Raw genomic sequence first — 13,757 nt, 5'->3', positions numbered from 1 at the left:
AGCTTTACCCCAACTCAAGACGGGTTGCCCGGCCGCTTACGTACATCGAATCGTTCAACGGCAAGTTCCGCGACGAATGCCTTAACGAGCACTGGTTCACGACGCTCGCGCATGCTCGGGCAGTCATCGCGGCATGGCGTCAGGACTACAACGAGCAAAGGCCGCACAGCGCACTGAACTACCTTGCGCCGTCAGAGTTTGCGGCGAAACATCGGGCAACCGCGGATACTCCTGCCGCTTTCCAGGAGTTGGTTTAAAGGGACTTTGCTAGAAGCCCATTGGCCCTATTGATGGGGGCAGGTCAGCTTGACGGCAATACCGTCATACGTACCGTCACAATGTTTCCCACGCGCTCCGTGCAAAGCCGACCGGTGCCAAAGGGCTGCTCCAGACGATAGCACCGAAGTGCCGCAGCCAACCCGTGATCAAATCCTAGAAAGTCGTGGCGTTGGCGCCGGTGCAGACGCTTGCCTTCGGTTGATAGGACAGAGTGGGTGATGTACCCCTCGCATCTCCTCGGCTAATGTCGCATTTTGGAAACCAAAACTTCTAGAAGGGTGCGCTGTATCCACGAAGTTTTCGCAGAAGCAGTGGCCTTGCGATCGCCAACGTGAAGGTGTTTCCCACAAAGTGCGCGGCTAGCGATGACCAAATACTCCCTGTTACCCAGACCAAGGCACTGAAAAAACAACCAAGCGCACAAGAATAGGTGACCTGCCGCCAGCCCGAGCTGATGTGCTGCATGCCAAAGATTGCCGATGAGAAAATGATGGCAACCACGAGCAGCCAAGGTTGACTTTTGAATTGCACGTATGGCAGATAGCGGAATACGAGTTCCTCCCAGATTGAACCTGAAATGTTCGCCAACAGGAAAGTCAGCCAAGACTTGACAGTATGCAAACGCGGAAGGGCAACCACGTACTCGCTAAGCCGCGTCGCGTCCACTCGCATCAGGTATCGGAGCGAAACACCGTCCACTAGCAACATGGCAGCAACCCCAACGGTCACCGCGCCGACGCCGACCGTCGCTAATGTCTCCCCGTAAGCGTCGCGTTCCATATCGCAAACAAGGAGACTGGAAGCTGCGGCGAGCAGCGCTCCACGAATCAAAAAGGTCTTTGTATATCCTCGAGTAAAGATGATCCTCAGCAGGAGGCCGAATGGGAAGGGACTAAGGGCAACTATGACAATACATAAAACGAGACCGCGTGTAGACAACACGAGTATGTCTTTCAGTTTAGAAATATTGACTCGGTATCCGGTTGCCCTAAGAACCTTGATGCCATGGAGTCACAATATGCGCCTGCGTCGGCAAAAATCAGGGCATCGCCCACTTTCAGATTCGTAGGAAGTCGGGCGGTGGAAAGCACGTCTTTTGAATACGTCGTACGTCCCGCGATCACGGCATCCATCGTTTCCCCAACGTCGTTCGCTACGCAGTCGTTGATCAGCTTCGCCGCGTAGACTTGGTGAGGTGTTTCTGGATGATGCCACGGCCGAGGGAACTGAGCCACACTAGCGTTCACGCCGACGAAAATCCGGTCGCCTAGCTTCTTGACGTCCGTTACGCGACACGTGAAGTAGCCGGACGAAGCAACGATTGCTCTTCCGGGCTCCACAACGAGTTGCACCTGACGAGCAAGCTTTTCTCGAAGGGCATCAAGCCTCTGTCCGATTGCTCGAGCATAGTCGTTGACTTCGAACTCGTGGTTGAGTCTAGTGTAATCGACCCCAATGCCCCCGCCTACATTGACATAATCGAGAGCCGAGACAGTGGCTGCCACACTGAAAAAGCGGTCAAGAGCCGGGAGCATTTCAATGTGGCTTCGGAAGTTTGTTCCTACATAGATGTGCGCGCCGTTCAAACGTCCGCTTCGTGATTCAACCATGGAACTCAAAGCGGGCACGTCACCCGGATCTAAGCCAAGGCGATCATACGCCGAAACGCTTTCTGCGAGAAGGAGTCGGGTGTTAACTCGTACGCCACAAGCTGCTCCTTTCGAAATATCCATCAGCATCGCTGCTTGCCAAGCAGAGTCGACGTTGCATTGGACTTTAAAGGAAGCAATCTCTTCGAGATCCTCGGTAGACAAGCCTGAAGATGTAAACTGAATTCTGTCCCGCTGCATGCCCGCCCGAATGGCGGCCCTAAGGTGTGCCACTGAGTTCACGCATGCGCCGATGCCGAGTTCACTGAGCGTTTCGAGAATTTCAGGGCGTGGATTCGCCATCGTGGCGAAGAGTACCATTGCTTCCTGATGCTTGAATGCATCCTTGATGTAGGAAGCGGTTCGTCTCAACTGTGATAGATCGTACACGTAGGTCGGTTCGGTGACCAACTTGCAACGTTCAACAACGTTGGCGGGGATTGCATGGTGCACTCACACCTCCTATTGGATACGGACAAGGCCTGCGCCACCGGCTTCAACCATGGTTTGAACCACCCCGTCTATGCCGGCTGCCGTCAGTAAGCAGGGTTCGTGGACCCGCTCGGCCCACAACGATGCCGCATCAAGTGGCTTGTGCCGCAATGACTCGAGCAACTCCAGAACTGCTGGAGCAACCTGAAGCAGGCGAACGCCGGATTGATCACCCGTCCGCTGCAACACGTAGCCACAGCGGCAGAGGCGCGGAGCGGGAATACTTTGCTTGCATGTCCACGCCAGCAACTCACTCAAGTCCCATTCGCAATCAAATGAGCCCACGACTTGCTCCGCTGCGACGAGGCAACCCTCCTCGATGCGCGAGCGAAGTACGTCAGGTGGCATCACGCCTGAACGATACGTTGCCATCGAAAGCGGAGAGAGGTCTGTTGAGGCAGCACTCGCGAACGAGCGTTGAAGAAGGTCCAGATAGGGCACGAGATCGGGTCGAATATCTTCCAGTTGTTGCGCCCGATCGAATAAATAGGTCGCATACTGGAGCGCTCCCCCATAGAAACGCCGATGTTCGGGTCGATCGAGCTTTTCATTCCGAGCCGATATCCAACTGAGCCATCCCTTGTAGAGGTCAAGCATCGAAACGCCTAGTCCGACAAAGATGAGAGAGGGCAGCAGACACGACTCAACGAGCGGCGTGAACTCGTCAATACCTTCTATGAATCCTGGTGCAATACTTCTCAAGGTACTGGTGGCCAACCTTCGGTACACGGAAAAAAGGACGGGGTCGTCAACAATCAATTGTCGGTTAGCCGTGTCGACCGAAGACGGAAGTGGAATGTCTAGGAAATGCTTCTGCGTACCGCGTAGATCTTTTGCGTCGAAGGAAGCAGCGCCGTTGAACGGACAGAATCCGAAGATATGCACTGGCTTTGCCCCGCGCGCTAAAAGCTGTGTATATGCATCAAACGTCTCGCGAACTGAGTCCTCGTCGTCCTCCGGGAAACCGACGACGAGACCAGCGTTTGCCTGGATGCCGACGGAGATGCTGTTGTCTATAGCACGCAGCGTTACATCCCAAGGAATCTCCTTCTTGATGGTCGTCAGGATCCGGCTTGAGCCGCTCTCAACCCCGTAGTAGATGGCATTACAGCCGCCTTTTGCCATCTGTTGCAGGAGTTCAGGATCCACACGATCAGCCCGTGCACTACAGGTCCACGCCGGTACCGCATCGAGCAAGGCGATTGCCTCTGAAACGGCCAAAGCCCAGCGCCGGTCGGTCGTGAAAAGATCGTGCGTAAAGTGGAAGCGACGAGGCCCGTAGAGGTTCTCCACGCGACTGAGCTCGGCGACGATACGCTGCGGAGATTTTACTCTGTGGCGGCGCTCCCAGTACGGCGCGGTTGAGCAGAAGGTGCATGCAAATGGGCACCCCCTCCCGACTTCGAGAAATATCTCTTCGTCCTCCTTCGGCTCGTACATCTCGAAGGCCGGCACCGGTAGTGAATCGAGATCGTCAACCAGATGAGCAGGGCCTCCATTCAGAATTTCGCCGTTCCGGCTACGGAGAACTGCCCCCGGTACATTCCGTCTTTCGACACTTAGCAGCGATTCTACGAGCGGTAGAACAGTCCGCTCCCCCTCACCAACGCATATGGCGTCGATGCAGTTCCATCGCGCAAGAGTCACCGCCGCAGTGGTCGACGCATGCGGCCCTCCAAGTATGATCACTGCACTGGGGCGGAACCTCCGAATTTCGGCGCAAATCTGAAGCACATGGTGATATGAGTCACATTCAGTCATGAAACCCACCACATCTGGCTCCAAAGAGCAAATCAGTTCAGCCGCCGCACAATAGAATTCCCCGGCCGGGTCTACTCGCCGGTCATTGATAGCGTCATTGATATCGAACAGGAGCGCTTCGCACAGCCCACTTTGCCTTATCACCGCCGCGAGCGAAAGCAACCCGATCGGCACAAAGCTATACATCAGCCCTCGCCTGTCTTCAAAATCTGCCTGAAGAACGGCGGGGTGTCGAACATGCGGACTCGTGCACAATACAGTCCTCATATATCCGTCTCCCTTGCACGTTTGCCCTCGGGAACGATATCGATGATACGTCGCCCACTAGACTGACCTGTCTCCGTGACGCCGAGCCTAGCTGTCCTCACAACGGTACTAGCGATCTCGAACTCCGAAGCGCCACAGCTAAAGTACTCACCGTGTCGCGCGAAAGACATCGCCGGACATCGTGCAGCGCAGTAGAACTCTTCTGCGTTGATTGGACACCGAGCGCATGTCTCGGCAAAGTTGTCCCAAGAATACTGTCTTATTTGCCAGTCAGAGCGCCACAGCTTCGCAAAGCCTCCAGCGAGAATACTCCCAGGTGACAGGATCGACTCACCCGCTGTCATCGTGCACGGATACACAGTTCCGTCCGCAGCGATGTAGGCGAGGTAACGCCCGCTAGAACATCGCCTGGTCATGTAGCCAAGGCTTAGCCCATAGTTGAAAATCGAGCCCACGCAGAGACCCACATCTTTGTGGTAGCGGTGCTCAAGCTCGCACTCTCGAATCCAAAATGCGGCGGCTGCGTCTGCCTCCGCGACGGACAACTCCAGCTCCTTGCGGTATTGCTTTCCTCTGCCGAGGGGCGAAAAGGGTACGCTCCTAATCGAAACGTTTTTCTGCTCAGCCCAATCTATCAGTCGGCCGAGTTCGCCGAAATTCTTTCGATTGGTATTGGTCATAATGTTCGTTTTAAAGCCGAACTCATGACACCGGTCGATCGCTTCAGTTATATGCTTGAACTCTCTTCCTTCTTGCTTTCCTGCGAAGTGCAGGTTGTCAAGGCTTACGCTAATAATGACATCATCAGTAGGAAGTGCACCAAGCAACTCACGCGAAAGAGTTAATCCGTTCGTGGCGATTCCGACCAACAGGCCGCGTTGGCGCGCATGCCAGACAAGCTCAACGAATGACGGGTGTAGCGTCGGTTCGCCGCCGGTGAAGGCGACTGCCCACACGCCCATGTCTGCCAGCTCATCCAAGAGTGAACGAAACTGACCCGTATCCATTTCACTAGCCCGTGCATCGCCGCCGCTTATGTAGCAATGCTTGCACGTCAGATTGCAGCGCCGAGTCAACTCGATCCATACCAGCAGCGGAGTATGAAGATAGAAACCCTCTCGAACTTCGAGGTCCTCAAGAAGCAATCCAAGTTCGAGCAACTGTTCGTAGCTTGCCCCTGAAGCCAGCGAGGAACCTGCCGACGGCTTTAATAAGGCAACAGTGCCATCGCTGAAGCCAGCGATGTAGCCGAAGTACTCCTTGTTGACTCGAAGTGGAAGCGCTGACGTCATGCTCGAATGAGAAAACCGTTGATCTCTAGCGTTGCGATCAGGTCTGCTATCTCGGCAGCACCTAGCCCGAATTCCTCATCCAAACGCAATTTCTCGGCGATCTGCGTTTGGGTGTGCGCCCCGTCCAAGAGCTCCCAGACGCGTCTCCTCTGTGGGTCGAGTTGAATCGCCATGTTCGTCGAGTAGTTACGCAGCAAGATGTCGTCTTTGACCATCACCCAAAGAACGCGGCGGTCTTTCTGATACCTTGGCTGATCCCTTCTCGAAGTCATAGGTAAAGCACCGCGTCACCGAACTCAAGAAACATGTACCGCTCAGCATTCGCGTGCTTGTACGCGTCTCGTAGGAGTGATAGCTCGCAAAATGCAACATCAAGAACCATAAGACTTGAGCGGGCCGGATGGAAGCTAGTTAGATAGGCGTCGACGCATCTGAACTTAAACCCTGGTCGGATGCAAAGTTTGGTGGTTCCTTTTTCCGAGCATGGCACTCCATTATCGTCGCAGGCGCTTTCCAGAGCGCGAACGCTCGTGCTTCCAACTGCTACAACCCGATTGCCCGAACGCTTGGCGCGTCGTACAGCAGCGCTGGTGGCGTCAGGGACGCTGTAGCTCTCTTCGGCCAGCGAAAGGTCGTCGATTTGGTCTGTGGTCGGCGATAGCCAGCTACCCACTACATGGTGGGTTAGATAGGCTATCTCGATTTCTCGACTCTGAAGCCCAAAGAGAATCTCCTGCGATAGGTGAAGTCCAGCCATAGGGCTTTCAAACGAACCTTCCTCGGAAGCATAGATCGGGTTGTAGTTCGCGAGCTCGAAATAGCCGTCGTAAAAGAACGAAGTAATCGGCAAGCCGTGCGCGCGAAGCAAGTCGGCGAGCGGCCTTTCCGATGTAAGGCAATAGAGGCCATGAGGGCCACCTGGGCCGTCGTCAATTCGAAGATTGAAATCCCCCACTTGCAGGATGGCGCACGTTTTCGCAAAATGATTCGGAAACAACCGGGCCGTAAAGCAATGCTCGGAGATTTGCCTCACAAGCCGCAGCTCGACTTGTCCGCCTTCTTTGGAATAACCGAAGAGGACTCCTGCAGATCGTCGGCTGTCGTTTAGGATAAGAACATCGCCGGGATCAAGTATCGCCGGAAGTGAACTCACATAATCATCTTCAAAATGCTTCCGCTTGCGATCGACGCAAAGCATCCGGTTGAGCCCTCGCCTACCGAGTCGCACTTCCGACGGCTCACGCGCGACGCACGATGGATCGAGGTCGTACGCCAAATCAGATAAAAGCACGGCTCCTCCTCGGCTTACGCCGACAACAAGGGCCACGGGAACAACTCTGTGCGAGGAGTTACTGTGCTACACCCAGAACGGCGGCGACTGTGGCAATCCGCTCATTGAGTACGCGAATGCCCTTCACCGTTGCCGGTGATTTCGCGCCGGTAGGGTTTCCAACCAAGGCGGAATGTAAGTGGCTAATCTGCCAAACTTTATTGAGACTCCAAACAATGCTCTGCCGCACGACTGAAACCACGCCCGCCTGCGTGATTTGCAGCGTCTGAGTAACTACGGCAGTTGCGTCGTTTAGGTACTTGACCTTTTGATCAAGGACTTGGGTTTTTCTCTTTGCAGCGGTGAGGTTCGGAGAGAAGTGCGCCTCATAGGCCGCGCGACCGACGAATGGGGTTGTCGTTCCAATCGCATATACAGTCGCGTCGCTAGCAAGGTGCGCGAACCACTTCGGGTCTCCGCGGTCGTACTGCTTTAGAGAAGCAGCCATCACCGAGTCAAGGCTTTGGGGACGTTGAGTAGCCATTTGTGCCCTCCATCAAAAGATCGACTCACCGTCAGAGGGGACTGGATACGGCACAGCGCTCTGGCGACCGTGAACTTCTGGAAGCCAAAGCAGATTACGCCCCCAAATCCAAGCGGTCAAGGGCCGCAACTCAAGCTGAACAGAATCAAACAGGATAAGTACCCGCACACAGTAAGCCACTCGTCATCTCTCCCGCTGTCGTCTCTGGTTTCGTTGCTGCAGCGGTGATTGTTGGCTTCGGGATCGCCGCGGCTTTGTTCCTCGTCTTTGGTGACGCTCCAGTGTTCGACTACTTCGCGCAATGCTTTGTCGCGCTCGCAGAGATTGATGCCCCCTCCCCGCTCCGCCCCCGGGTGCCCAATCGGCCCTTCCAAAGCCAACACGCAACGCAACGCTCGGCCCAGCCCGCCGCTCGTGTTGGCAGTTGCGAGGACGTCGTTGGCGCATACGACTGACGTTGCACTAGGAGTCGTGGTGCATGATGTTGCCACGCGTCCGACTAGCGTGCCGCGGAACGTTATCCACTTAGCATAGTGCTTCGCTTGCCCCCAACTTCTCAGATGGCATGCCAAGCTTCACCAGCACTAGCTAGTCGACCGTTCCGTGAGGTCGTTTGGCCGTCAATGGAAGCGCCCTGAATCCGAGTGCTCCCCACAGTGACGGTACAATCACCGCATTTCCCACAAAACTGCACGCAGGGGACAACAACGTGCCACTCTTCCAGGAATGGTGCACATGCGAGGTCGATCGGGATGGCCGCAAGTGCCTGTTCAAATTTACTGAGCGGGACGGCGGGAGAGCTGAAGTCGCTGCTCGATTACCGGGACTGGTGCGCTCACACTACGACGAAACTGCTCGCATCGCAGAAGACATTCAAGCCTTAGGGTACGTCGGAGCCGCCGCTGTTCTCGCTGAGCGGATGCCGCGCTCGGCGCGCGCCCGCTCGGGGGAGCTTGGCGAAATCCTTGCGACCGAGCTGGTCGAAGAGCAGTTGGGTTTCGAGGTCCCTGTCAGGCGGCTTCGCTATAAAGACGGTCGCGAAATGGCCTTGCGCGGCGATGATTTCATAGGAGTGAGGACCGACGCCGACGAAGAGCTGCACCTGCTTAAAGGTGAAGCCAAGAGTCGGGCCAACCTGACCGCAGCTACGATTACCGAAGCAAGAGCCGCATTATCGCGCGATGACGGGCGGCCAACAGCAACGTCACTGCTGTTCATCGCCGATCGTCTCATGGATCGGGAGGGAGCGCCCGGCGCGCTCGGCAGGAAGATCCGGAACGAAGTCGCGCTTCGATCGGTCCCGGCGGCCCGTATCAACCACGCGCTATTTACGATGTCCGGGAACGGGCCGCCGAGGGCACTCGCAACAGATCTTGCCGCTGCGAGTCTGGACAGGAATCACGTAGTAGTTCACCTGCACATAGCGGATCACCAGGAATTCATTCGCATGGCATACGAAGGAGCGCTCGTCCTTGGAGACAATTGACGAACTCACAGCGTTTCTCACGCAGGTCACGGCAGACGGCGCGCGTGGGCGCCTCCAGGCAAGGGGGGAGGCCCGCGCCCTGGTCCGCCGGGACGGATTGCTCGCCGAAGACGCACCGGCATTTGGTGACTCGATCGATAGCGACCTGGCCGAATACGCCTTCTCCCTTCTACGAGCGTCCTTAGCACTTCGCGAAGCGAATGGTGCCCCGGATCTCTGGCGTCACGGATTTACGCGGGCGGGCAATGCCTTTGAAGCGCTCGTGCAAAACGGTTCCCCGGATGATCCGGCACGAGGGCTATACCGCATTGCCGGCGCAGCCGCTTTCCATCTCGGCAGTTATTCCGCACTGGCCTTCTCCCTTATCGCGCAACCCTCCGGCAACCGTAATACGTCGCCCGCCGAAGACGCTGTTGCACTGCTCATTCTCCGGGATCTTGATACGCTGCGCGTACGTACGCGTGGCTGGTTGCTCGACGCCGCTCACAATGATGACCGGATCACTGAACTGGTGCGTGCGGACGAACTCGAGGTCGACGATGTCATTCAGATTGTTCTGTCCTCGACCGTGTTCCGCGCTCTGGCATTCTTCGAATTTGGCCTCCAGACTGGAGTATCAACACTGATCGACGAGGCAAGATCGCTACTGGAGCGCGCGACCGCGCTGGCGAAAAGAGCCAACGCGGTGACCATGTGGTGGATTGCGCGCATTTCGCTTAACCTGATCGACGACCTGTGGCAAAGCAGCCTTCACGTCACTCTCCCGCGCATTGGCCCGACCGGCGCAGAGAACTATGAAGCGCTTCGAAGACTCTTCATCGGCGAACTCTTCTCCAGGCGCGTTGCCGAAATTGAGCTATGGCCGTCGCAAACCGAGGCGGCTCGCCGTGCTGCGGATACCGCGGACGACCTTGTTGTTGCTTTGCCGACAAGCGCCGGTAAAACGAGAATCGCGGAAATTGCATCCCTCATGGCACTGACTTCAGGTGCCCGTGTGCTCATTGTCACGCCCCTTCGCGCTCTCTCGGCCCAGACCGAGCGCTCCTTCCGGAAAACTTTTTCGAGCCTTGGCTTTTCCGTGTCATCGCTTTATGGCGCAAGCGGCGCCGCGCTTGGCGATGAGGACGCGCTGCGGTCAAGGAACATCGTTATCGCGACTCCGGAAAAACTAGATTTTGCGCTCCGCAATGACCACACGATCATTGACGACATCGGACTCGTCGTGCTCGACGAAGGCCATCTGATCGGCCCCAACGAGCGGGAGATACGCTACGAAAACCTGGTGCAACGGCTGCTTCGTCGGCCAGACAGCAACCGTCGTCGCATCGTTTGCCTTTCGGCGATACTGCCCGAAGGCGACCAGCTCAACGACCTTACCGCATGGATACGCAATGATTCTCCCGGCGCTCCGATCCAGTCCGGGTGGCGTCCAACGCGGCAGCGTTTCGGGACGCTGGCGTGGCTGGGGCGGTCGGCTCGACTAGGCTTCGACCTGGAAGCCGATGGCCCCTTCATTCGCCACTTTATTGACCAGCAACCCGGACGCGGTCGCCGCAGGACGCCATTTCCACGCGACACCAAAGAATTGACGCTCGCCGCCGCCTGGAAATTTTCCGCCCAAGGAAAGCGTACCCTTGTTTTTTGTACCCAGCGGGATCACGTCGAGGGATACGCCGAGGCGATCGTCGATCTGCATCGACGTGGCTACCTCGCGCCCCTCATCGAAGATGCCAACCTGGTTGCGCAGGCGATGGCGGTCGGCAGGGAGTGGCTGGGACAGAATCATCCGGTCGTTCACTGTCTTGGCCTCGGCGTCGCCATTCATCACGGCCGCCTTCCTGGACCCTTTCTTCGCGAGGTCGAGGCGCTACTCTCGGCCAATGTTCTTCGGGTCACGATCGCTTCCCCCACATTGGCGCAGGGGTTAAATCTTAATGCAGCTGTCCTGCTGATCCCTACCCTCTACAGGGCCGGCGTTCCGCTCTCAGGCGAGGAGTTTGCGAACGTCTCGGGTCGAGCAGGACGCGCATTCGTCGATCTTGAAGGTCTCGTACTGCATGTGATGTATGAACCAGTGCCATGGAGGATTCGTGCGTGGCGAACACTCGTGAACTCCGCCAAGGCTCGATCACTTACCAGCGGTATCGTGATCATCGTCGCACAGGTGCTCGAGCGCCTCCGACGCGCCAACGTATTCGCGCGCGACGACGCAATGGAATACCTGGCCAACGCTCAAGAGGCATGGTTTCCGAACGATGAGCCGGGCGATACCGAACCGATCGAGAATCTGATCGAAAAGCTCGATGCGACCGTGCTCGGGCTGGTCGAGGCGTTAGACGCAGACATTGCCGATCTTCCCCGTCTCATTGATGAAGCGCTTGCAGGATCTCTTTGGGCTCGTCAGATCGCCCGACTAGGCCAGCAGTCGCACAATGATCAACGATGGGTCCTGCAGGCCCGCGCGCGGCTCATCTGGAACGGGTCAACCTTCATCCAGCGCAAAGCAATATTCGCGATGGGTGTTAGCCTGCGATCCGGCCTGGCCATCGATGCGATCGGCAATGAACTTACGGCGACGCTCGATCAGGCTGATATCGCGGCCCTGCGGGAAGACCCCGACGCGCTCAGCGCAGCACTCATCGCAATCGGCCGACATCTATTCGCGATACGCCCGTTTGTTCCGGACGATCCTCTACCTGCCAACTGGGAGGTACTACTCAGTTCCTGGGTTCATGGCACCGAAGTTTCCGAGATCGGTCTGGAGAACATGCGCATCATCGAGGATGCGTTTATCTACCGGCTCGTCTGGGCGATGGAAGCCATCCGCATGCGGCGGCGCGCCTACGGTGGCGATTCGGAAGTCCTTGAGGGAGGCGCTGCGGCGACACTGGAAACAGGCGTACCATCCGCGATGATGGCAATGCTTATTCGTAACGGCCTGCCGTCACGCGTAGCCGCCATAACGGCGGTCCACGCGACGAACCCTACGTTCACAAACAACGCTGAAATGAATCGATGGCTATCGAGCCCGCAGATCACAGCGCTCTCAAGCCAGCCTGAATGGCCGACACCGGAGACATCAGCGATCTGGAACAAATTTCGCAATGACGCTTTGGTCACGGCCAGTCACAAGTGGAACACGCAGGAATGGCCTTTGAGAGGTCCAGTGCCCGATTTCGTCGATCCGAGGTTCCCTGGCCGCATCCATCTTGACACCGCGACTGGCGCAGTATCGGTCACGACGCCGGACTACCGGCTCGTCACCGGAATCCGGCAGAGGCTGGAGCACCTACAGCCATCGCTGATGGAGGTGACGTTCGCCGGGGACCGCCAGGAATCTCGGATATTCCGGCAAGGACGCGGCCTCGCGGCTTGGCGAGAGCCTCAATAGGCTTTCTGGCGAAACGGCCTCGCTCCACGGTAAGCACCCGAGCGACACCGTAGTGCGGGTAGTTGACGACGGAGATTCGCGAAGCTATCGGATGGGCTCGACGCGAGCAGTAGGCGACAGCGACGGCGCCACGTTCCATGGAAGCAGTTCGTCGACGCGGTTGGCCGGGTGGTCAGCGATGTGGTCGAGCACGTAGGCGAGATACGCCTCGGGATCTAAGCCGTTCAGACGTGCCGTGCCGGTCAGGCTGTACATCGCGGCGGCACGTTCGCCGCCGGAGTCGGCACCGACGAACAAGTAGTTGCGCCTGTTATGCAAAGCTCGGCATAAGCGTCGTTATGGCAAGCCTGCAATTATGTACGGTCCCCGACACGGGACCGCCCCTTGTGGAGCGGCCCAGTGTTGTCGGCTGTACATAATCACAGGGCCTGAAGGAACTTCAGTAGCGCGTCTGCTGGACGGTAGCGTGTACGCCGAATGTCGGGCGGCGAGATCGCGGCCAGTGCATGTTCCTTCATGGTGAGATCGGCCTCCACATAGCCGTGCGTCGTCACTGGACTCTCGTGCCCGAGCCATAGGGCGATGACCGAGAGATCAACGCCAGCCTGAAGCAGGTGCATGGCGGTTGTGTGACGTAACGTATGCGGAGAGATGGCCCGCCCATGCAGGGATGGACAGTGATGCTCTGCCGTGCGCACAGTCCGCGCAATCCGTTCGGCAACGTTTGAACGGGTCATTGCCTGTTTCCAGTGATTGGGCAGCAAGGGCTGATCGGGCTGCAGCCCAGTGAATTCGAGCCACTGACGAATCTCCGCAACGGTTTCCTTCCATAGAGGCACAGTGCGCTGCTTGCGCCCCTTGCCGTGGAGCCGCACCGACGGCGTCACGTCGAGCGTGAGATCTCGAACGCGGATGCTGATCAGTTCAGAAACACGGGCACAGGTGTTATAGAGGAGCTTCAGCAACACCCGATCGCGACGGCCATACCACGTGGAGGCATCGGGTGCGATCAACAGCGCCCGCACCTCGTCCCGAGCGAGGAAGCCAAGAAGGGGCTTGTCGAAGCGCTTCATCGGGATGGCCAGAATTCGTTGGACGAGATGCAGCGCCGGCGGACACTGGACGGCCACATATCGAGTGAAGGCTCGTACCGCTGCGAGCCGTGCATTGCAGTCGTCACCGGCAGGCAGATGGACGCGCTCTTCGCGTTCAAGATGTTCGGGTAGCGGCTTGCGGCGCGGACCTTCGCGGCGCGGCCGCTTTGCCTCGGGAGCGGCTGCCACATCGGCGGCGAGCCTATCCGAATGTTTGTGTGTGAGGCATAAA

General features: G+C 57.4%; 10 protein-coding genes and 3 pseudogenes. 3 read left to right on the top strand and 10 right to left on the bottom strand.

The features are described 5' to 3' along the window. Positions 1-41 precede the first annotated feature (41 nt). Positions 42-257 (top strand): annotated as a pseudogene (locus DM992_RS36340) (transposase); the annotation flags it as partial. Positions 258-549: 292 nt separating this feature from the next. Here the strand turns inward: DM992_RS36340 and DM992_RS36335 are convergent. The 7 genes from DM992_RS36335 to DM992_RS36305 form a co-directional block, all read right to left on the bottom strand. Next, complete coding sequence (locus tag DM992_RS36335; protein WP_111021022.1) at positions 550-1,059, bottom strand: CPBP family intramembrane glutamic endopeptidase; 510 nt, start codon at positions 1,057-1,059, stop codon at positions 550-552. A gap of 173 nt (positions 1,060-1,232) precedes the next feature. Next, positions 1,233-2,381 carry a diaminopimelate decarboxylase gene (locus DM992_RS36330; RefSeq protein ID WP_162631823.1) on the bottom strand — a complete coding sequence of 383 codons (1,149 nt, stop codon included), beginning with the start codon at positions 2,379-2,381 and terminating at the stop codon, positions 1,233-1,235. A 9-nt stretch (positions 2,382-2,390) separates the two neighbouring features. Beyond that, a complete protein-coding gene (locus tag DM992_RS36325; RefSeq protein WP_162631822.1) occupies positions 2,391-4,367 on the bottom strand; it encodes a radical SAM protein in 1,977 nt (658 codons plus the stop codon). 77 nt (positions 4,368-4,444) lie between these two features. Further along, on the bottom strand, positions 4,445-5,740 hold the full coding sequence (locus DM992_RS36320; RefSeq protein ID WP_111021019.1) for a radical SAM protein: 1,296 nt from the start codon (positions 5,738-5,740) through the stop codon (positions 4,445-4,447). Then, complete coding sequence (locus DM992_RS36315; protein ID WP_162631821.1) at positions 5,737-5,958, bottom strand: hypothetical protein; 222 nt, start codon at positions 5,956-5,958, stop codon at positions 5,737-5,739. The genes DM992_RS36320 and DM992_RS36315 overlap by 4 nt, the downstream gene beginning before the upstream one ends. A gap of 50 nt (positions 5,959-6,008) precedes the next feature. Next, entirely contained in the window at positions 6,009-7,031 is a 1,023-nt protein-coding gene (locus tag DM992_RS36310) for an S-adenosylmethionine:tRNA ribosyltransferase-isomerase (protein ID WP_162631820.1), read from the bottom strand. A 58-nt stretch (positions 7,032-7,089) separates the two neighbouring features. Further along, positions 7,090-7,554, bottom strand: coding sequence for a calcium-dependent protein kinase (locus DM992_RS36305; protein ID WP_111021016.1), 465 nt, complete (start codon positions 7,552-7,554; stop codon positions 7,090-7,092). Between the two features lie 709 nt (positions 7,555-8,263). On the opposite strand from DM992_RS36305, the gene DM992_RS36295 reads away from it, so the two are divergent. Next, positions 8,264-9,040 carry a Hachiman antiphage defense system protein HamA gene (locus DM992_RS36295; RefSeq protein ID WP_111021014.1) on the top strand — a complete coding sequence of 259 codons (777 nt, stop codon included), beginning with the start codon at positions 8,264-8,266 and terminating at the stop codon, positions 9,038-9,040. Then, the gene (locus DM992_RS36290) at positions 9,027-12,431 is read left to right on the top strand and encodes a DEAD/DEAH box helicase (protein ID WP_111021013.1); all 3,405 of its coding nucleotides are present in this window, start codon (positions 9,027-9,029) and stop codon (positions 12,429-12,431) included. The genes DM992_RS36295 and DM992_RS36290 overlap by 14 nt, the downstream gene beginning before the upstream one ends. Positions 12,432-12,515: 84 nt before the next feature. Here the strand turns inward: DM992_RS36290 and DM992_RS36285 are convergent. The 3 genes and pseudogenes from DM992_RS36285 to DM992_RS43155 all read right to left on the bottom strand — a co-directional run. Next, positions 12,516-12,740 (bottom strand): annotated as a pseudogene (locus tag DM992_RS36285) (transposase domain-containing protein); the annotation flags it as partial. 110 nt (positions 12,741-12,850) lie between these two features. Beyond that, positions 12,851-13,504 carry a tyrosine-type recombinase/integrase gene (locus tag DM992_RS36280; protein ID WP_239511469.1) on the bottom strand — a complete coding sequence of 218 codons (654 nt, stop codon included), beginning with the start codon at positions 13,502-13,504 and terminating at the stop codon, positions 12,851-12,853. Between the two features lies 1 nt (position 13,505). Beyond that, positions 13,506-13,735, bottom strand: a pseudogene (locus DM992_RS43155) (IS66 family transposase); the annotation flags it as partial. Positions 13,736-13,757: the final 22 nt, after the last annotated feature.

The sequence above is a fragment of the Burkholderia sp. JP2-270 genome, assembly GCF_003233675.1.
Taxonomy (GTDB): Bacteria; Pseudomonadota; Gammaproteobacteria; order Burkholderiales; family Burkholderiaceae; genus Burkholderia; species Burkholderia pyrrocinia_C.
This window is presented reverse-complemented; position numbering and strand designations above follow the sequence as displayed.